Source organism: Lutimonas sp. (assembly GCF_051011215.1).
In the GTDB taxonomy this organism is placed as follows: domain Bacteria; phylum Bacteroidota; class Bacteroidia; order Flavobacteriales; family Flavobacteriaceae; genus Lutimonas.
Window position 1 is genome coordinate 1 of the sequence record NZ_JBPCUJ010000055.1, and the last position, 23,309, is coordinate 23,309.

General features: G+C 39.0%; 23 protein-coding genes. 11 read left to right on the plus strand and 12 right to left on the minus strand.

The window, feature by feature from the left end; translation table 11 throughout:
* The 3 genes from ACR2MV_RS05480 to ACR2MV_RS05490 all read left to right on the plus strand — a co-directional run.
* Window positions 1-936: helix-turn-helix domain-containing protein (locus tag ACR2MV_RS05480; protein WP_434020898.1), on the plus strand; the 936-nt coding region annotated here is incomplete at its 5' end.
* A gap of 18 nt (window positions 937-954) precedes the next feature.
* Complete coding sequence (locus tag ACR2MV_RS05485) at window positions 955-1,311, plus strand: MmcQ/YjbR family DNA-binding protein (RefSeq protein ID WP_434020899.1); 357 nt, start codon at window positions 955-957, stop codon at window positions 1,309-1,311.
* A gap of 27 nt (window positions 1,312-1,338) precedes the next feature.
* Window positions 1,339-1,872 carry a dihydrofolate reductase family protein gene (locus ACR2MV_RS05490; protein ID WP_434020900.1) on the plus strand — a complete coding sequence of 178 codons (534 nt, stop codon included), beginning with the start codon at window positions 1,339-1,341 and terminating at the stop codon, window positions 1,870-1,872.
* 251 nt (window positions 1,873-2,123) lie between these two features.
* Here the strand turns inward: ACR2MV_RS05490 and ACR2MV_RS05495 are convergent, their stop codons facing one another.
* A complete protein-coding gene (locus ACR2MV_RS05495) occupies window positions 2,124-2,963 on the minus strand; it encodes an AraC family transcriptional regulator (RefSeq protein ID WP_434020901.1) in 840 nt (279 codons plus the stop codon).
* Window positions 2,964-3,100: 137 nt separating this feature from the next.
* On the opposite strand from ACR2MV_RS05495, the gene ACR2MV_RS05500 reads away from it, so the two are divergent.
* Genes ACR2MV_RS05500 through ACR2MV_RS05525 form a run of 6 tightly spaced genes read left to right on the plus strand, consistent with a single transcriptional unit; the run spans window position 3,101 to window position 9,497 of the window.
* Window positions 3,101-4,018 (plus strand): dihydrodipicolinate synthase family protein, encoded by a 918-nt coding sequence (locus tag ACR2MV_RS05500; protein WP_434020902.1) that lies wholly within the window; start codon window positions 3,101-3,103, stop codon window positions 4,016-4,018.
* A complete protein-coding gene (locus ACR2MV_RS05505; RefSeq protein WP_434020903.1) occupies window positions 4,019-4,285 on the plus strand; it encodes a DUF1272 domain-containing protein in 267 nt (88 codons plus the stop codon).
* The gene (locus ACR2MV_RS05510; RefSeq protein WP_434020920.1) at window positions 4,282-5,865 is read left to right on the plus strand and encodes an aldehyde dehydrogenase (NADP(+)); all 1,584 of its coding nucleotides are present in this window, start codon (window positions 4,282-4,284) and stop codon (window positions 5,863-5,865) included. The genes ACR2MV_RS05505 and ACR2MV_RS05510 overlap by 4 nt, the downstream gene beginning before the upstream one ends.
* Before the next feature lie 54 nt (window positions 5,866-5,919).
* Window positions 5,920-6,930, plus strand: coding sequence for a 4-hydroxyproline epimerase (locus tag ACR2MV_RS05515; protein ID WP_434020904.1), 1,011 nt, complete (start codon window positions 5,920-5,922; stop codon window positions 6,928-6,930).
* A 20-nt stretch (window positions 6,931-6,950) separates the two neighbouring features.
* Window positions 6,951-8,195 carry an NAD(P)/FAD-dependent oxidoreductase gene (locus ACR2MV_RS05520; protein ID WP_434020905.1) on the plus strand — a complete coding sequence of 415 codons (1,245 nt, stop codon included), beginning with the start codon at window positions 6,951-6,953 and terminating at the stop codon, window positions 8,193-8,195.
* Window positions 8,196-8,207: 12 nt separating this feature from the next.
* On the plus strand, window positions 8,208-9,497 hold the full coding sequence (locus tag ACR2MV_RS05525) for an aminopeptidase P family protein (RefSeq protein ID WP_434020906.1): 1,290 nt from the start codon (window positions 8,208-8,210) through the stop codon (window positions 9,495-9,497).
* 4 nt (window positions 9,498-9,501) lie between these two features.
* On the opposite strand, the gene ACR2MV_RS05530 is transcribed toward ACR2MV_RS05525, so the two are convergent.
* From ACR2MV_RS05530 to ACR2MV_RS05570, 9 genes are all read right to left on the minus strand, one after another.
* Window positions 9,502-9,972, minus strand: coding sequence for a GNAT family N-acetyltransferase (locus ACR2MV_RS05530; protein WP_434020907.1), 471 nt, complete (start codon window positions 9,970-9,972; stop codon window positions 9,502-9,504).
* A 14-nt stretch (window positions 9,973-9,986) separates the two neighbouring features.
* Window positions 9,987-10,415, minus strand: a complete 429-nt coding sequence (locus tag ACR2MV_RS05535) for a YybH family protein (RefSeq protein ID WP_434020908.1) — start codon at window positions 10,413-10,415, stop codon at window positions 9,987-9,989.
* Window positions 10,416-10,425: 10 nt separating this feature from the next.
* Entirely contained in the window at window positions 10,426-13,458 is a 3,033-nt protein-coding gene (locus ACR2MV_RS05540; RefSeq protein ID WP_434020909.1) for an aminotransferase class III-fold pyridoxal phosphate-dependent enzyme, read from the minus strand.
* 12 nt (window positions 13,459-13,470) lie between these two features.
* Complete coding sequence (locus ACR2MV_RS05545) at window positions 13,471-14,385, minus strand: aldose 1-epimerase (protein ID WP_434020910.1); 915 nt, start codon at window positions 14,383-14,385, stop codon at window positions 13,471-13,473.
* Window positions 14,386-14,390: 5 nt separating this feature from the next.
* Window positions 14,391-15,452, minus strand: a complete 1,062-nt coding sequence (locus ACR2MV_RS05550; RefSeq protein WP_434020911.1) for a proline racemase family protein — start codon at window positions 15,450-15,452, stop codon at window positions 14,391-14,393.
* Window positions 15,453-15,458: 6 nt separating this feature from the next.
* The gene (locus ACR2MV_RS05555) at window positions 15,459-16,430 is read right to left on the minus strand and encodes an ornithine cyclodeaminase family protein (protein WP_434020912.1); all 972 of its coding nucleotides are present in this window, start codon (window positions 16,428-16,430) and stop codon (window positions 15,459-15,461) included.
* A 284-nt stretch (window positions 16,431-16,714) separates the two neighbouring features.
* Window positions 16,715-17,263: a PepSY-associated TM helix domain-containing protein gene (locus tag ACR2MV_RS05560; RefSeq protein ID WP_434020913.1), complete on the minus strand. Its 549-nt coding sequence runs from the start codon at window positions 17,261-17,263 to the stop codon at window positions 16,715-16,717.
* Between the two features lie 27 nt (window positions 17,264-17,290).
* A complete protein-coding gene (locus ACR2MV_RS05565; RefSeq protein WP_434020914.1) occupies window positions 17,291-17,791 on the minus strand; it encodes a GNAT family N-acetyltransferase in 501 nt (166 codons plus the stop codon).
* Between the two features lie 36 nt (window positions 17,792-17,827).
* A complete protein-coding gene (locus ACR2MV_RS05570; RefSeq protein ID WP_434020915.1) occupies window positions 17,828-18,931 on the minus strand; it encodes a DUF4407 domain-containing protein in 1,104 nt (367 codons plus the stop codon).
* 144 nt (window positions 18,932-19,075) lie between these two features.
* On the opposite strand from ACR2MV_RS05570, the gene ACR2MV_RS05575 reads away from it, so the two are divergent.
* A complete protein-coding gene (locus ACR2MV_RS05575) occupies window positions 19,076-19,657 on the plus strand; it encodes a PhnA domain-containing protein (protein ID WP_434020916.1) in 582 nt (193 codons plus the stop codon).
* 20 nt (window positions 19,658-19,677) lie between these two features.
* Here ACR2MV_RS05575 and ACR2MV_RS05580 read toward each other — a convergent pair whose 3' ends face one another.
* Together ACR2MV_RS05580 and ACR2MV_RS05585 are read right to left on the minus strand one after the other, a co-directional pair.
* On the minus strand, window positions 19,678-20,310 hold the full coding sequence (locus ACR2MV_RS05580; RefSeq protein ID WP_434020917.1) for a sulfotransferase family 2 domain-containing protein: 633 nt from the start codon (window positions 20,308-20,310) through the stop codon (window positions 19,678-19,680).
* Between the two features lie 2 nt (window positions 20,311-20,312).
* The gene (locus ACR2MV_RS05585) at window positions 20,313-21,701 is read right to left on the minus strand and encodes a dipeptidase (RefSeq protein ID WP_434020918.1); all 1,389 of its coding nucleotides are present in this window, start codon (window positions 21,699-21,701) and stop codon (window positions 20,313-20,315) included.
* A 108-nt stretch (window positions 21,702-21,809) separates the two neighbouring features.
* Between ACR2MV_RS05585 and ACR2MV_RS05590 the strand changes: the two genes are divergently transcribed.
* Complete coding sequence (locus ACR2MV_RS05590) at window positions 21,810-23,162, plus strand: Gfo/Idh/MocA family protein (RefSeq protein WP_434020919.1); 1,353 nt, start codon at window positions 21,810-21,812, stop codon at window positions 23,160-23,162.
* Window positions 23,163-23,309: the final 147 nt, after the last annotated feature.

Here is a 23,309-nt window from a genome sequence, read left to right on the forward strand (position 1 = left end):
GGAAATCTAAAACTGGCAGAATCCATAAAAAGATCGATTATGGCACCTGAGACCTTGGTCTTAAAAAAGGAAGCCAAAGTGATGTTCGTAAAGAACAACTATGAAAAAGGTTATTTGAATGGTTCTTTAGGAACTGTTTTGAGATATGATGACCAAGGGAATCCGGTGGTTCGCCTAAATAATGGCTACGAAATAACCGCTGAGCCTGAAGACTGGAGAATTGAAGATGAAACGGGTAAATTACTGGTAAGTTATGTCCAGGTACCCTTGCGTTTGGCTTGGGCAATTACGGTGCATAAGAGTCAGGGAATGACCTTGGATGCAGCCATCATGGATTTAAGTAAAACCTTTGAGAAAGGACAGGGTTATGTGGCTTTGTCGCGAGTCAAAAACTTAGAAGGTCTCGAATTGATCGGGTTTAATCAAACCGCTTTGGAAGTCGACGGCCTTGCCTTAAAAGCAGATCAAAGATTTCAGGAATTATCGGCTGAGATCGCCGACATTTTCGAACCTGATCTTCTTGAAATAAAAGGAAGGAATTTCATCAAGAAGAGCGGTGGGATAGTGGATAAGGACGAAATAAAAGAGAATAAAAAGAAACTTGAAAAAGGAGAGAAAGTTACCAAAAAATCTACCTATCTGGTTACAAAGCAATTGATTGATAAGGGATATTCACTGGAAGATATTGTAATAGAGAGAAACTTAACACTTGGAACCGTTTCGACACATTTGATCAGAATTGCTGATTTATATCCTAAAACGGATTTAAGCCGATTCAAACCAGATACCAAAACATTGAACAAGGTCAAGAAGGCAAGAAAAATGGTACTTAAGGAAGTGGGACCCGGAGAACGTGTAAGTTTGAAACCGATATTTGATATTTTGAAAGGTGAAGTAAGTTATGATCAGATCAAAATGTCTTTGGCATTTATATAATTCTTAAACAGTTTTCATATGCATATTGAAGATTTCAGAAACTACTGTCTTGCAAAGCCTATGGTATCAGAAGAGTTTCCATTTGACGAAACCACTTTGGTGTTTAAGGTATGCGGAAAAATGTTTGCATTAACAGGTTTGGAGGCTGCTGAATTCAAGGTGAATCTTAAATGTGATCCAGACAAGGCTATCGAATTAAGAGAAAACTATGAAAGCATTACAGCGGGTTTTCATATGAATAAGAAGCATTGGAATACAGTGTTGGTAGACGGTTCGTTTTCAGATGAATTGTTTTTTGAATTAATTGATCATTCCTATACCTTGGTTGTCAAAGGACTTCCGAAAAAAGTAAGAGATCAGTTAAAATTCAATTGAGTTTTAACCATTGTTTAAAAGCGTATCATGAGAAATATTATTTACTATGTAGCAAGTTCACTTGATGGCTATATTTCAGGACTGGATGATGATATTAGTGGTTTCGTTAACAAGGGAAATGGTATCGATCAATACTTTGAAGATCTACAGGGTTTTGATACCGTGATAATGGGGAGAAAAACCTATGAATTTGGTTATAAATTTGGCATGAAACCTGGTAGCCTTCCCTATCCCCATATGACACATTATATTTTCTCAAGAAGCTTGGAATTTAAGGATAAAGCGGATCAGCTCCATATCAAGGGCCTAGATATAAGGCACATTGAAAAGTTGAGAAAACAAGAAGGGTCAGATATTTACCTTTGCGGAGGAGGTCAATTCGCAGGATGGCTGTTAGACCAGCAGCAAATAACCCATTTAAAAATTAAATTAAATCCATTTGTTGCCGGAAATGGGATCAGACTTTTTGGGTCCTCTTCAACTTTTTGTCGTACCGAATTAATCAATTCTCAATCATTCGAAGAAGGACTGCAAATACTTACTTATAGGATACTCTACTAGAAACCCTTCGGAAACAAAAATGAAGGCTTTGAAAAGTAAAAAAGGCCATTCGTCCCAAATGATTTTCTGAAAATGCAGGATGTATTTATTTTAGCAGTAGTGTAACCAAATTCCCTCAAAGAAACTATCGTTGATAGTAAATACACATCCGGATTTAGGGTCTCCCTGACTCAATATCTGGTAAAACTTAGTAATTTGTTTTTGTTAAGTAAATATTCACCGAATGAGATCTTTATTTGGTGAATATTTTTTTAGGCCTGCTTTCTGTAATACGAAGGCGTCACTCCTTTTAGCGCTTTGAACTTTCGATTAAAGTTTGTCAAATTGTTAAAGCCAGATCTGTAGGATACTTCAGCGATACTCAGGTCCGTTTTTTTGGCCAGTAGTTTACAGGCGTTTCCGATACGTATATCAAGTAGAAAATTGACATATGTTTTGTTGGTTCTTTGCTTGAAATACCTGCAAAAGGCATTCGGTGTCATGTTGGCCACATCTGATACCTGCTCAAGACTGATCGATTTGTCAAAGTTCTGTAAGGTGAATTCAAAGATGTTTCTCATCCTTTTTCCCTCTTCTTCTCCATAGGTCTTTCGGTGGATGGCTGAAGATAGTGTGTGGGCTGGATGGTTAGACATGTTTTTGAGTATTTCCATAAAGGAGATGAATCGTTCGAGCCCCTTCTGTCTGACGATGCCAATCAATAAATCAAGCAACCCTTCTGGTGCCGATCGTGTTATAAAACCTAGATGTGAGGCTGAAAAAAAAGCATCGAGCTTTTCAAATTCTGGAAAATTAAAGAATTCTTCACCATAACTGGATTTCATAAAAAAAATAGAAATCATGTGAACGTCATCTTCCAACTCATCGTTATTGAATACATGAGGAAGGTTTTCTCCTATCACAAAAACATCCCCCTGTTTAAATTCACCTACATGATCACCGATAATAAATGTTCCCTCTCCTTTTTTGATCAGGCTAATTTGCGTTTCCTGGTGTTGATGAAGTTTGTCATAAAATTTTACACCGATATCTTCCTGTACCACTAATGTGGCGTTTTCAGGTTTCGGAATCTTAAAAGGAAGTACCTTCATATCGTATTTTTAGATAAATATTATTCAAAAATAGACAATAAATTAAAAATAGAGTTAATATAGTACTATTATGTGCTAATTTATATGAAAATTCATAGCCTGTCTTCTTCTATTTTTGCTTAAAAATAAATGCAATTATGAGTATACAATGGAAAGGTGTCATGCCTGCAGTAACAACCAAATTTAATGATCAGGACGAGTTAGATTTGGATAATTTTAAAGTGAATATTAAAGCCCAATTGGATGCTGGTGTTCATGGAATTATATTAGGAGGTACGCTTGGAGAAGCAAGTACCCTGACGGAATTGGAAAAGAGAACTTTGGTTAGAGAAACAGTTGCGTTTGTAAAGGGGGCAGTTCCTGTGATTATTAATATTGCAGAGCAATCAACAAAAGCAGCTATAGAACTGGCACAAATGGCCAAAGAAGATGGCGCAAGTGGCTTGATGATGCTTCCGCCGATGAGGTACAAGGCAGATGCTAGAGAAACGGTAACTTATTTTAGAAAAGTTGCACAGAGCACTTCCTTACCAATTATGATCTACAACAATCCTGTTGATTATGGCATTGAAGTGACCTTGGATATGTTCGAAGAGTTGTTAGGAGATTGTCCGAATATTCAGGCAGTGAAGGAATCGACCAGGGATATTTCTAATATTAATCGCATTCGAAATAAATTTGGAGATCGATTGGCCATCTTATGTGGTGTGGATACCTTGGCTCTTGAGAGTTTACTGATAGGTGCTGATGGCTGGGTGGCAGGCCTTGTATGTGCTTTTCCGGCTGAAACAGTGGCAATTTATGAATTGTCCAAAGCAGGAAGAACCAAAGAAGCCATAGAAATATATCGTTGGTTTTTACCATTGTTGGAGTTAGATATTAACACTAAATTAGTACAGAATATTAAACTGGCAGAGGTTGCTACAAGAATCGGTACTGAAAATGTCAGAGAGCCAAGGTTACCTTTAGCAGGTGAAGAAAGGCAAGCTGTTTTGAAGATCATTGATGAGGCTATAAAAAACAGACCTTTGTTGCCAGATTATCAGAATTTATAAATGTTAGAGATCCGTCCTATATGTGAAAATTGTGAAAAGTCCTTGGCGCATGATTCAAACGAAGCCATGATTTGTAGTTTCGAATGCACATTTTGCCTTTCTTGTGTTCAAGAAGTATTGTTAGGTGTATGTCCTAATTGCGGCGGAGAATTTTCAGAACGTCCTGGACGCCCTGAAAAATTATTAAATAAGTATCCAGTTTCTAAACAAAGGATCTATAAACCGGTTGATAAAGAAACGCATATTAAAAAATGGAATATCAAATGATTACAGGAAAGAACCATATCGGATTTCAAAGAAGTGCTTCAGGTGACAACGTTTTTAGTACACTGAATCCAAAATTAAATATTGAGAACCCAATTAAATTTCATGAGGCTTCAGCTGAAGAGATTGATCAGGCAGTTGAACTTGCCTGGAAAGCCTTTCAATCGTATCAGAATTACTCCGGAGAGAGAAAAGGTGAATTTTTAAACGCCATTGCCGATGAAATAGAGGCCTTGGGAACGGATCTTATAGAAACCTACAGTGCTGAGTCGGGGTTGCCAGAAGGAAGAGCTATGGGTGAGCGAGGGCGAACCATGTTCCAATTGAGAAGCTTTGCCGACTTGGTTAAAAGGGGAGATTGGGTGGATGCACATATAGATACCGCCCAACCGGAAAGAACTCCTTTGCCTAAATCAGATATTCGAAAAATGATGATTCCTCTTGGACCAGTAGTTGTTTTCGGAGCCAGTAATTTTCCATTGGCTTATTCAACAGCGGGAGGAGACACGGCAGCTGCTCTGGCGGCCGGATGCCCGGTAATCGTAAAATCGCACCCCATGCATGCGGGAACTGGAGAATTGGTTGCATCTGCCATCATAAAAGCAGCTGAAAAAACAGGTATGCCGGAAGGCGTATTCTCAAATTTAAATAGCAGCGGTATAGAAGTTGGAGTGCAATTGGTACAACACCCAAAGGTAAAGGCTGTAGGGTTTACAGGTAGTATCAGAGGAGGTAGAGCACTTTATGACCTTGCTGCCAAACGCGAAGAACCAATACCGGTATTCGCCGAAATGGGCAGTGTGAATCCGGTGGTATTTTTACCAGGTGTACTCGAGGAAAGCGGTAGTGACCTGGCACAAACCTATGCTGGATCTGTCACTTTGGGGGTAGGACAGTTTTGTACCAATCCCGGGTTACTATTAGGGATTAAGGACCACAACCTCAATAGTTTTATCGCCTCATTGGCTGATGAAATTGTAAAAATTGAACCAGGCTGTATGCTGCATCCTAATATTATCGGCGCTTATGAAGCGAATAAAAGCAAAGCTATAGGGCAGGAGGGACTTCAGGTGGTTGCCGAATACGACATGGAAGTTGGTGTAAATGTAGCCAGACAGGCCGTTACTACAGTGGATGGAGCTACCTTTTTAAAAAATCCAACACTTCATCAGGAGGTGTTTGGTCCTTTTACCATGGTGGTTCAATGTAATGATAAAGAGCAACTAGAAGCCATTATTTTAGCTTTAGAAGGTCAGTTGACAGGAACCCTGCTCGCAAGAAAGGATGAAGCAGCATCTTACCCGGGTGTCATTGAGGCCTTAAAAAACAGGGTAGGAAGAATTATTTATAATGGTGTTCCAACAGGTGTAGAAGTTTGTCCTTCAATGGTACATGGGGGCCCGTATCCTGCGTCTACAGATAGCAGATTTACCGCTGTAGGAATCAATGCCATTAAGAGATGGGTGAGACCTTTTAGTTACCAGGACTGGCCAAATGAATTGTTACCCGAAGCTTTGAAAAATGAAAATCCACTAGGGATTGTAAGGTTGGTGAATAATGAATTGACTTCAGATAGTCTTTAATAGTTACTGATGCATTCCTAAAAAGAATGAATAATATCTTGAACCTAGTTTAATATGGCGCGTACAGTATTTAAATGCATCGACGGTCATACTTGTGGTAATCCCGTAAGGTTAATAACAACAGGAGGTCCTGAACTTCATGGTAGCAGCATGAATGAAAAAAGGCTGCATTTTATGAGGGAGTTTGATTGGATTCGAAAGGGATTAATGTATGAACCACGCGGACATGATATGATGAGTGGGAGTATATTGTATCCACCTCATGACCCTCAAAATGATTTTGCAATTTTGTTTGTAGAAACCTCAGGTTGTCTGCCGATGTGTGGGCATGGAACCATCGGAACCATTACCATCGGAATTGAAGAAGGGTTTATTAAACCCAAGGAAAAAGGTAAAATCAAAATGGAGGCCCCGGCAGGTCTTGTACATATTGAATATGAACAAAAAAATGAAAAAGTTACTTCGGTGAGGCTTACCAATGTAAAGAGTTATTTGGCGGCTGAAGGACTGAGTGTTGAATGCCCTGACCTCGGTGAGCTCTTTTTTGATGTAGCTTATGGCGGAAATTTTTACGCAATTGTAGATCCTCAAAAAAATTATGCCGGTCTCGAGAAATTTACGGCCGGTGAAATTATTCGCTATTCTCAAATCGTAAGAGAAAGAATTAATGAAAAATATCCCGACTGTTTTATTCACCTTGAGAATGATTCCATTCGAAATGTGAGTCATATGTTATGGACCGGAGCTACACTCGATCCGGCTTCATCTGGAAGGAATGCTGTTTTTTATGGTGATAAGGCGATTGATAGATCACCTTGTGGAACAGGTACTTCAGCGAGGCTTGCCCAGTTGCATGCCAAAGGCAAATTAAAAAGAGGAGTCCCTTATGTTCACGAAAGCTTTATAGGGTCTACTTTTGTCGGAAAGATCGAAGAAGAAACTACTATTGGGAACAAACAGGCCATTGTTCCGAGTATTGAGGGATGGGCCAAGGTCTATGGACATAATACGATTATTATCGACGATGAAGATGATCCTTATGCCCACGGGTTTCAGGTGATTTAATTAAGTAAATGTAAAAGTTTATGAAAAAATGTGTAATCATAGGAGGTGGAGTTATTGGTCTTTGCACTGCTTATTATCTTCAAAAAGAAGGACATGAGGTAATGATTATAGATCAGTCTTCCATGGATGCAGGTGCTTCCTATGTAAATGCAGGATATATCTCTCCAAGTCATATTGTTCCATTATCGGCTCCTGGGGTTATAAAAAAAGGGATTGCCTGGATGCTTGATCCTGCCAGTCCGTTTTATGTGAAACCCAGATTAAACAGCGATTTTCTGCGTTGGGCATGGGCGTTCAATAAAAGCTGTACAAAGGCACACGTAAATGCTTCGATGCAGGTCATCCGCGATATATCAGTTTTTAGTCATGAGCTCTATCAAAATATAACAAAGGAGAAAGGTTTCGATTTTCATTTTGAGAAAAAGGGCTTGCTGATGTTGTGTAAAACTGAAAAAATGCTGGAAGAAGAGATCCATGTGGCTGAAATGGCCGGGAAGGTTGACCTGGAAGCATCCGTTCTTGATAAAAAACAATTGAAAAATCTGGAGCCGCATGTAGAAGTTGATGCCATTGGTGCCACGTTTTACAGCTGTGACGCTCACTCTACACCTCATGAGTTTATGAGTAACATGAAAAGATATTTACTGGCCAATGGCGTTGAGATCAGTTCAAATGAGGAGGTCCTGGACATTGAAATTAGAAATAAAAAAATCACTGAAGTGAAAAGCGCAAAAAGAACCATAAAAGGTGATGAGTTTGTGCTGGCTGCAGGTTCCTGGACTCATTTAGTTGCTAAGAAATTAGGAAAGAATTTATTACTACAGGCTGGAAAGGGGTATAGAATAAATATAAACAGAGAAACAGGTATCAAATACCCTGCGATTCTTGCAGAGGCTAAAGTTGCGGTAACTCCTATGCATGGTTTTACCCGATTTGCTGGTACCATGGAGATCAATGAGATTAATAATGACATAAATCCGGTGAGAGTAGAGGCGATTGCAAAAGCAGCAACATCCTATTATCCGGATGTTTCGGTTCAAAAGGAGGAAATGCAACATGCAAGTTCGGGATTAAGGCCTTTGTCTCCAGATGGGTTACCATATATTGGAAGGACTGAAAAGTGCTCAAATCTGGTCATTGCTACAGGTCACGCCATGATGGGCTGGACCATGGCAACGGGTACAGGTATCATGGTTGCTGAAATCATATCGGGTAGCAAGCCAAGTATTGATCTTACTCCTTTTAGTCCCGACAGAAAATTTTAATACTGATGAATTATGAAATATAAAGCCCTTGCCAGTCATGTTTTTATGAACAACAGAAATAACTTCAGTAAAGCCATGAGCAGCAACGCGATTGCTTTATTATGTTCAAACGATGTGCAGTATACCAATGCAGATGACCAGATGGGTTTTGCTCAAAACAATGACCTCTTTTATTTAACCGGAATTGATCAGGAAGAAAGTAGTTTACTCCTGTATCCGGATGCAGCAAAGAAAGAAAATAAAGCAATTTTATTTATTAGAAAAACAGACGAACATATCAAGGTCTGGGAAGGAGAAAAAATAACAAAAGAAGAGGCTTCCGATATCTCTGGAATTTCCAGAATTGAATGGGCCGAAGATTTTGAAAAAATTCTGCAGTCGGTGGCATTTGAAGCTGATGCCTTTTATTTAGGGCATAACGAACACATCAAAAGAGCGACTCGTGAATTAGAAACAAGACAAGACAGGTTGATAGCCTGGTGTAAAAAGCAGTATCCATTGCACGAATATAAAAGGGCAGCAAAATTGACAAGAGGTCTTCGGCAGATTAAATCTACCGAAGAAGTTGATATGATTCAGAAGGCTGCTACGATCAGTATTGAAGGATTTAAGCGTGTTCTTTCTAAGGTCAAACCGGGAATAAAGGAGTATGAACTTGAGGCTGAACTCAGCTATGTCTTTCTTAAGAACGGAGCACAAAGACATGCTTTTAAGCCGATTGTAGCTTCAGGGAAAAATGCCTGTGCCCTTCATTATAACGATAATGATGACAGCTGTTTGGATGGGGACATGATTTTAATGGACTTTGGTGTTTGTTATGGAAATTACAACTCAGATACCACAAGATGTTTTCCGGTGAATGGAAGGTTTTCAGATCGTCAAAAGCAGGTGTATCAGGCCGTCTTAAATTGTTTAAAAGAGGGTTCCAAGTTGCTGAAGCCAGGAGTTTTTCCAGAAATGTACGAAGCTCAAATGGCGACTTTAGTGGAAACGGAATTGATTCATTTAGGGCTGTTGACGCAAGCGGATGTTGCAGACCAGGATCCAGAAAAACCCTTGTATAAGAAATATTTTATGCACGGCACGGCCCATCATATCGGTCTCGATGTTCATGATGTCGGTTTGTATTCCAGAGCTCTTGAAACGGGGATGGTTTTGACCTGTGAGCCGGGTATCTATATACCTGAAGAAGGTATTGGATGCAGGTTAGAGAATGATTATCTGATAAGTGATAATGGTGCCATTAATTTGACAGCACATATGCCCATCGAGATAGCGGAAATTGAAAAAATCATGTCCTGATGCTTCAGCCCTCAAAGTCGCTGGCATCCAGTCTCATGGTGATCAAATGTTTTGAAAACCCGGCTTTCTCATAAGCTTTGATCGCAGAAGGATTCTCTTGATAAACTGCCAGCCGGATCTCATTGACGCCTTTTTCTTTACACCATAGTATTAAATTATCAACGATGCGCTTATTTAATCCTTTGCCTCTATGGTCTTCAGAGACATACATAAAACCCAGATAACCTTGTAAATCGTGTTTTAAATAATGTCTGTCTTTTTTAATCTGGGCATAACCAGAAGCGACAATTTCATTTCCGTGCTCAATGAGCAGCACTTCACTCATGGGATCCTTTATAAAAGCTGCAATATCATAATAGGATATTTTACCTTCTTTAATAGTTACATCCATAGGTCGTTCTGCTTGAATCAGAGATTGTTCAAATTCAAGCAGTGTTGGAAGGTCGATGAGATTTGCTTTTCGAATTAAATACATGTGTTGGTATTGAATTAACTGGAGGTGTCAGCAATGATCTTCCATTCTCCTTTGATCTTTTTTAACACCAGCATAAAGATTCCATCCGCATTGCCAATGGACCTTTTCAGGTGGAATTCACCTAAAACATAATAGGCTCCTTTCGTAATCATGGAAATATCATTTAACACAAATTCAAGCGTGCCAAAATGCTCTTTAGTTGGATATGCTTTTTTGTATCGGGCAAGGGTATTGTCCCAGCCATGGATGACCCCACCTTTTCCGTAAAATTTTAAATCTTCTGATTTCCAGTAACCCTCCATAAAAAGTTCTAAATCATTGTTGTTCCAGGCCTGTCTTTGTGTTTCCAGTAAATTTTTAATTTCCTCTTTGTCCTTGTCCTGAGCGTCTATAGTCATAAAATTAATGCAAATAAAGCCCATAAGTAAGATGATTTTTTTCATAATGATTGATTTAGATATTCATATAATCTTCTGTGAGTATTTTTGTGAGTCCATACAATAATTGTTGCGCATTGGTCTTTGAAAAAACCATTGGAGGTTTTATTTTCAATACGTTGTGATCGGGACCATCAACACTCATTAACATTCCAAGATCCTTCATGCGGTTTGCCAGATAGGAGGTCTGAGCCGGCAGCGGCTTTAAACTGGCATCTGTGAGTTCAATTCCCAGGAAAAACCCCTGACCTCTTACATCTTTGATGATCGGATACTTTTGAGAAATTTCTTTTAAGTTCTCTTTTAGGAATTCCCCAACGGTCAAGGCATTTTCTTGTAATTTTTCTCGTTGAACGGTGTGTAATACTTCGGATGCAATGGCACAGGATACGGGGTTTCCGCCAAAAGTATTAAAAAATTCCATCCCGTTGGCAAATGCATCTGCGACAGCCTTTGTACAGACCACTGCAGCCACAGGATGTCCGTTGCCGAGGGGTTTTCCAATAGTGACAATATCTGGAGTCACCTCATGTTGTTCAAAGCCCCAGAAACTCGACCCCATTCTTCCACAGCCAACCTGTACTTCATCAGAAATACAGAGTCCTCCAGCCTCTCGAACCAATTTATAGGCCTCAGGAAGAAAACCATCTGGTAGCTCTACCTGGCCCCCGCAACTAATAATGGGTTCAATAATAAAAGCAGCTGGTGAAGAACCTGCATTTTTAAGATCGAAAATTAGTTTGGAAATTTCTGCTGCATATTTTTTTCCTGACCCAGGTCCTCTGTATTTGCCCCTGAAGCTATCTGGCATGGGAAATATATGGGTATGCCTTGGGCACCCGTTTCCACCTTTGCTGTCAAATTTATAAGAGCTTATTTCAATACAGGCATTTGTGTTCCCGTGATACCCCATTTCGGAGGCCAATATATCTTTTTGTCCTGTAACAATTTTGGCCATGCGTAGGGCGAGTTCATTGGCCTCACTGCCGGAATTTACAAAATGTACAATTTCAAGTTGTTTAGGAAAGGTTTGCAGCAAATCATTGGCAAGTTTTGTGATATTTTGATGCAAATACCTGGTGTTCGTATTTAACAAAGCCATCTGTTCTTGACCAGCTTTCACAACTGAAAGATGTTCATGACCTACATGAGCTACATTGTTGACCGTATCTAAATAACTAGTTCCAAACTGATCGATTAAATAAGCCCCCATACCTCTTACCATTTGGAGCGGTTCTTCATAAGAAAGACTCATTCCTTTACCCAAATGCTGTTTTCGATACGCTGCTATCTCATGGTTTGTGGTTTTCAGCCCTGGATTCAGAGCCTTTAATTTAAAAAATGCATTTGGATCCGGACAGAGGCTTTTCCAGACATCTACCTCACTGTGATAAGCGACCCCGGGAAAATCCTTTTCAAAATCCAACATGGACAGCAGGATCTCAAAATGCAAATGGGGAGGCCAGTTCCCGTTTTCGGGATAATCACCTAAACTGGCCAAATAATCTCCTGGTTTTACGATATCACCCTGCTTTCGAGCCAATGCACTCTCTACAGAAAGGTGTCCGTAAAGGGTATAGAATGTCAGTTCTTTTAGTTTGTGTTTTAAAATGATCAACCCACCATACTCTTTATCTCCTTCATCATTGACAGCCAATAGAACTTCCCCGTCCAGAAAACTGTGAACAGGTGTTCCTGCCGGTAACCAAAAATCGACACCGAGATGAACAGTCCTGCTCTCAGGTCTTTCGTTCCCCATTTTCATATAGGCTTCTGTCGTATACACTAATCGTGGCTCGAGATAGCCACCCGCAATAATTTTGTCCGGATGTTCCTGTTGAAGTTTATTTATTTTAAATTCGAAAAAATCAAAATCTGAAAATTCCTCAAGGTGTCCTAACCAAGTACTTGAAACACTCAAATCCACATGTCTGCAATCGTTGCTATTTCTTGATGGAAACATTTGACTGAGTTCAAAATTAGATTTTTTAGCCCAGCTATAGAATGCCGATTCCGAAGGGTGTGCTGGAAAATCACAGGCTTTTCGCATACTGTAATGCGCAAAATCTGCACTAATTTTTTCCCATGCAAATAAAACGTTCCATGCTTTGGTATCACTGATTTGTAAATAAACATTATCAGGTTCTTTGATCTTGTTTAGCCCGCATTTTGTTACAGTGATGATCAATCTCATGGCAATGAGATCATAGAGAAAACTCAGTTCCTCTTCCAGAATGGGCCAGCTACTGTGATACCCTTCAATAATATCTAAGCTCGCTGCCAATGGATCTTCTACATCCATAATGCCATAGGCACAGGTAATGGCAAGATCATTGAGTGATTGACTATAAATGGCATCGCCATAATCAATAGCCGCTAACACCTCCGGGTTTTTCAGATCGGAGGAGACGATCACATTGTGATCGTTGGCATCATTGTGGATGACAGATTTCCTTAATTGCTCATAGGGTTTTTGCCTGTCTTTAAATCGCTGTTGAAAATAGGTCAGGACCTGTGCTTCCTCTTGAGAGAATAATGCCAAATGATCGCAGGTCCATAGAGAGTTTGCCAGATCCCATTCAAAAGTTCTGTGGGCATTAGCATGGTCAAAATGCTCTAATGCTTTTGTTAACTTTCCGCATGAGGTTCCCAGACTATGTCTCAGGTTTCGCCTTTTTGGATTTACCTCATGGTACATGCGACCCGGTATCCAAGTGAGTAGTCTGACAAATCGCAGGCGATGATAATCGTCCTTTATTTCTGATATATTTTTTGATGATAAGTCCTGAACCGGAATAGGAGCCAATACGTATCTGTTCTGACTCAGATGCTGCAACAATTCCTGTTGAAATTCCAATGTATCATAAGCTTCTTCAGGTCTGGAAATTTTTAAAACATAGGCATCCTTGTTATCAACACGTACGCGGAAATTCATATCATACTCACCTGGTAATGGGCTCACTTCTCCTTCAATTCCATAGAGTTGAAGGAGTAATTTTTTAGCTTGCTGCGGGCGTATCAAAATTTCATTATAGTCCAATTCTTCCATTACGTCATCGATTTATAAAAGATGAATGTTCAGGTGAATAGCCCAACGATCTGATTCTCCGGAATGAATTTCTTTAAAACCAATTTTGTTGTTAAAACTGTTGGCAATGGATGTCATGGGCTCGATGGCAATATTTTTTCTATGCGGAGGCGTGTAGAATTGTAAATAGGTACCAGTTGCATAGTCAAATGTTAATTCAATCTGGTATTCGGAGGTTTTAAATTTGCAAGTGGCATGTTCTAAGGAGCAGGCGTCATCAAAACTATTTTCTTCAATCTCAAATGATTTCTCAAAACCAGACTTTACGGTATTGATGGGAAGGTTTCTCTCATTACACTCGTAATACTCAAGGGATGTAAATGATAGTTCGCTGGTCTTTAAATCTGTAGCTGTAAAATATGGATGCCATCCCATACCCATTGGGAAAGAAGTATCTCCATTATTTTCAACTTCAAAGGTCACTGTTAGATCCCCGGTATTTTTAATATCATATATGATGATGAGTTCAAAACAAAAAGGAAAACCGTATTCCTGCCCTGTGGAAGTATAAGAAAAACTTAAAGATACTCCATCTTGCCCTACACTTTTATCTTTTAGTTTGAACGATTTGTTAAAGACAAGGCCATGCAAGGCATTGTTAAGAGGTTTTTCATTGATCGGGAATTGATAGTTGTTACCCTTATATTGATACATTCCATCCTCAATTCTGTTGGGGAAAGGAAACAATATGGATGACTTATAGCTTACTGCATAGTCTTCAATTCCATCTTGATCATTCGATATACCATCAATAATATCTCTTTTATGGACACGCAGTTCCTGAAGACTTGCTCCTAAATTTGGATAAATCTTTACTGACAGCTCATTATTGTGGATATGAAAGTGCTCTAATAAGGGATTCTTATTGCTTATTTGGTCAATAGTCATGGTAATTATCTTAAAATAAAACCCTCTTTTATCGGATCATCAGGGTCTATTACAAATGTATGCATTCCTGTGATAAATGCGCTTCCTTCTACTTGAGGTATAACAGCTTTATAGGGACCAAAATCAATTTCCTTTACAACAGATCCTGTGAACACCGAATCTGTAATACTTTCGATTTTCATTCGTTCTCCCTTTTTGATTTCATCCCGTTTCCAATGTATGGCCATCCTGCCCGAAACTCCGGAGCCGGTAGGGCATCTGTCAACTTCCCCTTCCGCGAATATGCAGACATTCCTGCTATCAATACCTTTTTTATCGGATCCATCCAAAAAAATGGTCCCATATAAAAAACCAAGATCATCTTCGTAGGGGTGTTGAATGTCTTTATCTGCTGCTGCTACGGCTCTTTTGATTTCCATACCAGCTTGAATCAATTCTTGATAGGATTCTTTGGAAAGGTCGAAATTGAAAGTGTTCTTAGTCATGTCTACATAGGCATAATAGGCACCGCCATATGCCAGATCATAGGTAATATCTCCGATTCCGGGAACCCGAACCACTTTGTTCAGGCCTGCGACAAAACTAGGTACGCAATGAAATCTGACCGCAATTACTTTTCCGTTTTCTACTCTGGCAAAAGAGTTGATTCTTCCACAGGGGGCATCAATTTTGATTTCATTATCTCCTTCTGTTACCTGCACCCAATTCATTTGAATTGAGAGTGTCGTAAGGGCAATGATTGCATGTCCGCACATAGTTGAATAACCTTCATTATGCAGAAAGATTACACCAAAATCTCCCTCTGTATCATTTGGAGGTGTCAGAATACAGGCGTACATATCTGCATGTCCTCTGGGTTCAAAAACGAGTGCGGTTCTTAAATGGTCATAGTTTTCTTTGCAATACCTTCTGTAGTCCAGCACAGAATTTCCTTGAAGATCTGGAAAACCATCAAGAATTACTCGCAAGGGTTCTCCACCTGTATGCATATCTATGGTTCGAATGTTTATAAAATCAGAACCCGGAGCAAAAGAACGTTGTTCCTGTATTTTTTGATAGGTGGTCATTGTTTCTTATTGATTAACATTTAATTTTTGCCATTGATCAAAATAGTATTTAGCAGCTATCAGGTCTTCTGATGCATGCCCTACCGATTTGAACAAAGTGATTTCTGAGTCAGAAAGCCGTCCTCTCTTTTCAGCGCTGCAAAGGTCAAAAAGGTCAGCTAAGATGTCTTTTTCATGTAGTGTACCATTTTGAAGTGGAATAACAATATCTCCAGACTCTTTTAAGCCTCCCTGAAAAGTATCTATATAAACCCTGGATCGAACAATCGCGTTGTCATCTGCCTCTCTCATGTTCTTTTTATAAGCCCCTACCAGATCTATATGCTGACCATTTCGCAAATATTCACCAAAAACCAATGGTGATTCAGATAAGGTGGCGCAAGATATCAGGTCCGCTTTTTCGAGATAAGGAAGATAGTCTTTGACAGCCTTTATTTCTGTGAATTCACCCTTCATTTCATTGGCAATTTCAAGTGATTTATTAAAATCTCTTCCCCAGACATAGACTTTGGATATGGGCCTAATACTTGCATGGGCCCTGATCAGATTTCGTGATAAGGCTCCTGTACCAATCATGAGCATTACAGATGCGTCTTCTTTGGCCAGAAAAGAGGCTGCTAAAGCTGATGCAGCAGCGGTTCTTTTTGCCGTAAGTGCTTTGGCATCAAGTATTGCAAGGATACTTCCTTTATGAGCATCCATATACATATAGGTGCCTTGAATAGAAGGTAAATTGTATTTTCCATTCTCTGGATTGACTGTGACAATTTTTACTCCAAGGTCATCACCTTCCCTCCAGGCAGGCATGAGTAGTAAGGTGGAATCTGATTTCTCCTTAGGATTTTTAAAATCATGATGATGTCTCATGGGTGTAACAACAGACTTTGCAGCGAAACCTTCACTTAGACTTTGAATAAGTTGTTTAAAGTCAGTTTTCTCAGCGATAAACGTTTGATCGATGAAAGGAATTTGATTCATTTACTTTTTTGATTAAAAGTAATTATTAGTTCCATTTAATCCTATCTTACCTTATAATTAGATAGAATAATACAAATATGACTTAATAAAGTACCATATTGAGCCTTGAACGATTGGATTTTGAATATAAACCCAGGCACTTTATAAGTGATGTCAATGCCTGCCGAGTAAAACCATTTCATTCACATAGTTGTAACATCTATTGCTCAAAGCGTTTCGGAAATGATCAGAAAAGTGTTTTGAGAGAAATACCTGTTACAATGAGTTCAAACAATCTTTTAAAATCAGGCCAGAAAAAAGAGAAAAACTAAGGGGAAAAGAAGCCCGGCCAAGGCTAGTTTCCAACCTCTTTTTTTAAACCCGTTTTTCCCTGCCGGAATTAAGATACCAGTCACCGCAATCAAAATCATTGCTGCTCCAAAAATATCGGAATACCAGATCCAGAAATTATTGGTGGTTTTATGCAAATACATGGTATGACCTATAAAAGGTGTTTTTCTTTTATATTCTAGCAAGCCTTTACCTGTTTTGGCATCAATATCAGCAACAATATTATCCTTGAAATAAACACGTAGCGATTCACCTCTTAGCCTGTGACTGTCAAATTTTTCTTCTACATTCCAATGCGTTGTAGCTTCAGATAAATACTTATCGTCCAGATTATTGAGGTCGGCAGGAAGCTTTAATTCCACTTCCTTGGATTCATAAGTATAATCCATTGGATACCAATCCTGACGGTGATTTAGAATAATGCCTGAAAACGAAAAGGCGATCAACAACCCTACATAAAAAAACGCTACATCTCGATGAATACTTCTATTGGTAAATTTCATAAGTTGGAATTTAAGTAGATAAATTTTTTACGAAAATAACATAATGTCTTTTTCTTCATCAGGTAATCGAACCATTTTTTCAAATTCTAACCCCAGTTTGGTCAGTAATCGAATAGATAAGGGGTTGTCGGGGTTTACGATTGCCACAATTTTTTCTAATTTCAAATCATTATAACCGTAATCATAAATCGCCTTGCTGGCCTCAAAGGCAAATCCATTTCCTCTAAAATCAGGAAGGAGTCCGTAACCAATATCAACAGGATCAATTCCTTCGCGATCAATGAGTCCTACAATTCCAATAAACTCATGGCTTTCTTTGAGAATGAGGCTGTAAAAACCAAGATTAGACTCCTCATAGCTTGTGATAAATTTGGTTCGGATATATTCTTCCGCATCTTCTATCGAAGTCATTCCTCTATCGCCAATATTCCTGATCCAGTCCTTGTCATTCATCAAAGCAAGGATGCTCGGAGCATCTTCCAAAGTTATTTTGTTCAATAAGAGACGTTCAGTTCTTAGGATGGTCATTTTGTTGAATTTAAGACTCAAATATAATCTAAAATTCTAGCCTAAAACGTCACTTTGTTTTTTGTAGAAAGTATCCGACTGAAGTTTGAGCAGGTCTTTAGCTTTTTGCTTTTTATACTCGTATATCTCTTCATCATTGGCTACATCATAATAGACTTTTTCGTTGAGGGAACTATCGGTACTGAGTACTGCATCCCTTTGGTTCTTTTGCTGGGTAACCCAGACCTTAAGTGCTTCTTCCTGTTCCTCAAATTTGAGATCATAGGCTCCTTTAGGCGCCATTATTTTCGCAAAGACCGGAGCAGTTTCGATAGCGATAAACAGAAGCAGGATAAATAAGGAAGGCATGGCCGGTAATTTATTGAGAGCGTTGATTCTCGCCATCAGACCATCAAAACCGTCAATAATTGGCTGGCTATTGGCTGTTTGTAATTTTTGTTTTTCTCTTAAGTCGGCGAGAATGATTTCTTTTCGTGCGATTTTAGCGGCGCTACTGTCTTTTAATTGTTGTAATTCTTTCAATTGGGCATCATGTTTCTCCCTTTTCTCCTTATAAACCGGTCCTTTCCCAAGTTTCATAGTTCCTTGAGTGCCCTCAGCTTCAGTGATATAAGTAGCATATAGCTCATTTACTTCAATTTCTTTTGCGATGAGCTTATCTTCGATTGTTTTGATCTCTGCCTCAACTCTTGCGATTTCAGGGCTAAACTGTTCGGCAATCTGACCTTGGTTTAATAAGGTCATTTCGTTTTTTTCTTCTAAGAGAACCCTGTCAATTTCTTTTTCAAATATTTTTAATTCCAGTGGTTTTGAAATTACGATGGCAATAATCAAGGCCAGGACCAATCTGGGAGATGCCTGAAGAAATTCTTTCCAGAACGAATCTCGTTTTTTTATGGTCCCAACTATAAACCTGTCTAAGTTAAAAATAAGAAGCCCCCAGATGACTCCAAATAAAATAGCCGTATATACGTTATCAAATACAGTGTATAGCGCATATGAACTCGATACAAATGCCATGATGGCTGTAAAAAACACAGTACCACCTATTCCAGCATATTTGATCTGTTCTGATTTTGGACTTTCATTGAGAAGGTCGGTGTCTGCGCCGGAGCACATCCAAAAAAATTCTTTTATCATGATGAGGAGGGTTTAGTTAAAAACAACGTATTAATTCTCCTATATGTTGCCTGCTTATTGCTTTTGTTATGATAAAGTTTTGTTAAAGTTTTTCATTGGAGTACTTTTAGCTCCTTTAAAAAGGATGGCAAAATCAGTTTTCTTATGAGTGTATTAATGAAATTACAGGAGCGAAGCGAGGCCACCTGTGAATTGTGTGGTTCTAAAGAAGATTTAGACATCTATCAGGTACCTCCAACTTCAAATGGAGATGACACTGATAGTATATTGATTTGTCAGACCTGTTCTGATCAAATAGAAAACCCCGATCAGGTAGAGCTGAATCATTGGAGGTGTCTGAATGATAGTATGTGGAGTGAAGTTCCGGCTGTACAAGTGGTGGCATGGAGAATGCTAAATCGATTAAAAGGAGAGGGATGGCCTCAGGATTTATTGGATATGATGTACTTGGATGAGGATAATTTGGCCTGGGCCAAGGCTACTGGAGAAGATAAAGAGCCTGAAAATGAAATCGTGCATCGAGATGTAAACGGTGTGGTGTTAAATGCCGGAGATTCTGTCGTATTGATCAAAGATCTAAAAGTAAAAGGCTCGAGCATGGTTGCCAAGCAGGGAACTGCAGTCAGGAGAATTTCACTAGATCGAGACAATGCTGAATATATTGAAGGGAAAGTTGGCCCGACACAGATTGTGATCATTACCAAATATGTAAAGAAAATAGGTTAGTATCAGGGATAATAAAATGACTAATCAGGATATTCATATTCGAATGCTTCTAGGTCAGCTTTCCAAAGGCGTGCTACTAGTTTAATGTTTTCCTTGTTGTAATAATCGATAAGATTTACTTTAACTGCTTTTTTTCGATGACTTAATTCAGCATTTTTTAGCGCTAGTCTATCGCAAATTAATGCCCAATCTTGATGTAGATTTTCGAATCGACCGATAAAATCCATTTGCAAATTCCCCTGCGCATCCGTAAGCATATTTACCTGATGGGCATCGAATCTCTTCGATTGAAACCTTATATACTGATCAAAGCTCATTTTTATTACTTTTCGATGCCTTCCATGATCAGGTCTCCTTCTTATAAATTCATATTCAGAAATTAATCTGGTATAGGGATTTCTGACAAAAGCAAATTTAAAGTAACTGTCAAATAATTCTTTAGGCATTAATTTTATTGCATCGACTATAGGACTGTGATGTCTGAAAGAAAATTTTTGATAATTCCTTTCAATATTGAGAATTCTACTTTTAATCTTAGATGAAATATCGTTGGCAGGGGTTATACTAAGAGGTAATAAGGAATCTCGAATACTACCTCCTGCCGCCTTCCGAATATGGACAAAAATAAATGTGTGAGAATCAGATACTACCATAATTAACTCGACATTTCCGTAAAATATTTGTGAAATAATGGAATTGTTTCTATCCCTTTCAAATAGTTGAAAATTCCATAATGCTCATTGGGAGAATGTATGGCGTCACTGTCAAGACCAAAGCCCATTAGAATGGTTTTACTTTTTAGTTCCTTTTCGAAAAGGGCGACGATGGGAATACTTCCACCAGATCTTTGAGGAATTGCTGAAACACCAAATGTTTCTGAATAGGCCTTGTTGGCTGCTTTATAGCCAATATTGTCTATAGGTGTTACATAGGGATGGCCCCCATGATGCGGACTCACTTTTACGCTTACCACATTCGGAGCAATTTTCTCAAAATGATTAACAAACAATTCGGTAATTTCATCAGGGTCCTGATCTGGAACCAATCGCATGGAAATTTTGGCATAGGCCTTACTGGCAATAACAGTTTTTGCGCCTTCACCTATGTAGCCACCCCAAATACCATTGACATCAAGGGTTGGTCTGATGCTGTTTCTCTCGTTTGTGCTGAATCCTTTTTCACCATATACATCTTCAATGTTCAAAGCGCTTTTGTACGCATCCAGCGAAAAGGGAGCTTTTGCCATCTCTTGTCTCTCTTCATCACTCGCTTCAATGACTTTATCATAGAAGCCAGGGATGGTTATGTGGTTGTTTTCATCATGTAAAGAGGCAATCATTTTTGTTAAAATATTGATTGGGTTGGCCACAGCGCCTCCATAAAGTCCTGAATGTAAATCTCTGTTCGGCCCGGTTACTTCAACCTCTACATAACTAAGTCCTCTCAATCCAGTGGTAATAGATGGTTGAGAATTACTGATCATGCCTGTATCCGAAATTAAAATCACATCATTGCTTAGTTTTTCCTGATATCGTTGGACAAACCATTCAAGGCTGGGGGAACCGATCTCCTCTTCACCTTCGATCATAAACTTAATATTGCAAGGAAGAATGTCCAGTTCCATCATGACTTCAAAAGCCTTGATGTGCATGTACATTTGTCCTTTGTCGTCACAGGCTCCTCGTGCATAAATAGCCCCTTCAGGATGAGTCTCTGTTTTTTTTACAATGGGTTCAAAAGGAGGAGAATCCCAAAGTTCAATCGGATCGGCAGGCTGAACGTCATAATGTCCATAAACCAAAACAGTAGGTAAATGTTCATCAATGATATGTTCACCAAAAACGATCGGATAACCGGGAGTTTCACATATTTCAACGCTGTTGCAACCGGCTTGTTTCAAGGCGTCTTTTATGGCATCTGCTGTTTTTAAAACATCTTTTTTGTATGCTTTGTCAGCACTTATAGATGGTATTTTTAACAAGCTGATTAATTCATCAATAAAGCGTTGTTTATTTTCGTGAACATAGGAATTTATCGAAGCCATAGATTATTGTATATTTTTTTTGTGAAACAAATATAGACAAAAGAAAAGACCTATTTTTAAGGTCTATTAGATTTAAAAAAAGATTATTTTTCAAAACAAAACTCAATAATGAAATCAAGAAGGACCTTTGTTAAGAATGCTGTTGTAGCAAGTGCCGGACTTAGTATTGTCCCAAGTTTTATGTTCGCAGGTCCGCTGCGAAATTCAACCGTGAACATAGGGTTGATTGGAGTTGGTCTAAGAGGAACGAACCATCTCAATAATTTACTGTTAAGAGATGATGTTTCTGTAGGTGCGATATGTGATATTGATCAGAATCGAATCGACATTAGTCTTGATTTAATAGATAAAGCCGGAGGTGGAAAACCGTTGGTTTATGGAAAAGATGAACATGATTACAAGAATTTGCTGGAGCTGAAGGAGCTGGATGCAGTTATCATTTCAACACCTTGGCTATGGCATACCCGCATGGCAAAAGATGCTATGCTTGCAGGGAAGTATACCGGGCTGGAAGTTTCTGCGGCCAATACATTGGAAGAATGTTGGGATTTAGTGAATATTCATGAACAGACGGGAACCCATCTAATGATATTGGAGAATGTAAACTATCGCAGAGATGTGATGGCTGTGTTGAATATGGTAAAGCAAAACGTTTTTGGTGAGACCATGCATTTTAGATGCGGGTATCAGCATGACCTTCGTTTTGTAGTATTGAATGATGGGAAAACGGCCTATGGGAAAGGAGTGGAATTCGGAGACAAAGGGATTTCTGAATCTAAATGGAGAACACAGCACTCCTTGCTGCGGAATGCCGATGTGTATCCAACACATGGGGTAGGGCCAATTGCTGCTATGACTGATATTAATCGTGGTAACAGATTTGAATCTTTGACTTCTCATGCTACCAAAAGCAGGGGTTTACATAATTATATTGTAGAAAACGGAGGGGAAGATCATCCAAATTCAAAATTAAATTTTAAAATGGGTGATGTTATTACGAGCACGATCCGAACTTCGAACGGAGAAACAATAATCGTGACTCATGATACTAGTTTGCCAAGACCTTATTCATTGGGGTTTCGGGTTCAAGGGACCAAAGGCCTGTGGGAAGTGGATGGAAATAGAATTTATGTAGAAGGAGTTTCTGAACCTCATAAATGGGATGATGCAGACCCGTGGTTGAAAAAATACGATCATCCGCTTTGGATTAAATATGGAGAGCATGCAACCGGAGCCGGGCATGGAGGTATGGATTTTTTCGTGATTCATTCTTTTGTGGAATCGGTGAAACAACAAATCGCTCCGCCAATGGATGCATATGATGCAGCAGCCTGGAGTGCCATAACCCCCTTGTCTGAGTTGTCTATTGAGAATAATGGTGAACCTCAAAGTTTCCCTGATTTTACAAGAGGAATGTGGGTAAAAAGGAAGCCATATAATTGGATAAAGGATTCCTATTAAAAACAAGAACAAATTTGTCAAACTTTGTTTGCTAATTTGTAAAAATGATTATATTTGCAATCCTAAATTTTGCGGGCGTGGTGAAATTGGTAGACACGCTAGACTTAGGATCTAGTGCCTCACGGTGTGAAGGTTCGAGTCCTTTCG

Excerpts from the sequence above, each read along its gene's own strand:
- ACR2MV_RS05485 (WP_434020899.1), top strand. The coding sequence starts at position 955 with ATGCATATTGAAGATTTCAGAAACTACTGTCTTGCAAAGCCTATGGTA.
- ACR2MV_RS05490 (WP_434020900.1), top strand. The coding sequence starts at position 1,339 with ATGAGAAATATTATTTACTATGTAGCAAGTTCACTTGATGGCTATATT.
- ACR2MV_RS05495 (WP_434020901.1), bottom strand. The coding sequence starts at position 2,963 with ATGAAGGTACTTCCTTTTAAGATTCCGAAACCTGAAAACGCCACATTA.
- ACR2MV_RS05500 (WP_434020902.1), top strand. The coding sequence starts at position 3,101 with ATGAGTATACAATGGAAAGGTGTCATGCCTGCAGTAACAACCAAATTT.
- ACR2MV_RS05505 (WP_434020903.1), top strand. The coding sequence starts at position 4,019 with ATGTTAGAGATCCGTCCTATATGTGAAAATTGTGAAAAGTCCTTGGCG.
- ACR2MV_RS05510 (WP_434020920.1), top strand. The coding sequence starts at position 4,282 with ATGATTACAGGAAAGAACCATATCGGATTTCAAAGAAGTGCTTCAGGT.
- ACR2MV_RS05515 (WP_434020904.1), top strand. The coding sequence starts at position 5,920 with ATGGCGCGTACAGTATTTAAATGCATCGACGGTCATACTTGTGGTAAT.
- ACR2MV_RS05520 (WP_434020905.1), top strand. The coding sequence starts at position 6,951 with ATGAAAAAATGTGTAATCATAGGAGGTGGAGTTATTGGTCTTTGCACT.
- ACR2MV_RS05525 (WP_434020906.1), top strand. The coding sequence starts at position 8,208 with ATGAAATATAAAGCCCTTGCCAGTCATGTTTTTATGAACAACAGAAAT.
- ACR2MV_RS05530 (WP_434020907.1), bottom strand. The coding sequence starts at position 9,972 with ATGTATTTAATTCGAAAAGCAAATCTCATCGACCTTCCAACACTGCTT.
- ACR2MV_RS05535 (WP_434020908.1), bottom strand. The coding sequence starts at position 10,415 with ATGAAAAAAATCATCTTACTTATGGGCTTTATTTGCATTAATTTTATG.
- ACR2MV_RS05540 (WP_434020909.1), bottom strand. The coding sequence starts at position 13,458 with ATGGAAGAATTGGACTATAATGAAATTTTGATACGCCCGCAGCAAGCT.
- ACR2MV_RS05545 (WP_434020910.1), bottom strand. The coding sequence starts at position 14,385 with ATGACTATTGACCAAATAAGCAATAAGAATCCCTTATTAGAGCACTTT.
- ACR2MV_RS05550 (WP_434020911.1), bottom strand. The coding sequence starts at position 15,452 with ATGACCACCTATCAAAAAATACAGGAACAACGTTCTTTTGCTCCGGGT.
- ACR2MV_RS05555 (WP_434020912.1), bottom strand. The coding sequence starts at position 16,430 with ATGAATCAAATTCCTTTCATCGATCAAACGTTTATCGCTGAGAAAACT.
- ACR2MV_RS05560 (WP_434020913.1), bottom strand. The coding sequence starts at position 17,263 with ATGAAATTTACCAATAGAAGTATTCATCGAGATGTAGCGTTTTTTTAT.
- ACR2MV_RS05565 (WP_434020914.1), bottom strand. The coding sequence starts at position 17,791 with ATGACCATCCTAAGAACTGAACGTCTCTTATTGAACAAAATAACTTTG.
- ACR2MV_RS05570 (WP_434020915.1), bottom strand. The coding sequence starts at position 18,931 with ATGATAAAAGAATTTTTTTGGATGTGCTCCGGCGCAGACACCGACCTT.
- ACR2MV_RS05575 (WP_434020916.1), top strand. The coding sequence starts at position 19,076 with ATGAGTGTATTAATGAAATTACAGGAGCGAAGCGAGGCCACCTGTGAA.
- ACR2MV_RS05580 (WP_434020917.1), bottom strand. The coding sequence starts at position 20,310 with ATGGTAGTATCTGATTCTCACACATTTATTTTTGTCCATATTCGGAAG.
- ACR2MV_RS05585 (WP_434020918.1), bottom strand. The coding sequence starts at position 21,701 with ATGGCTTCGATAAATTCCTATGTTCACGAAAATAAACAACGCTTTATT.
- ACR2MV_RS05590 (WP_434020919.1), top strand. The coding sequence starts at position 21,810 with ATGAAATCAAGAAGGACCTTTGTTAAGAATGCTGTTGTAGCAAGTGCC.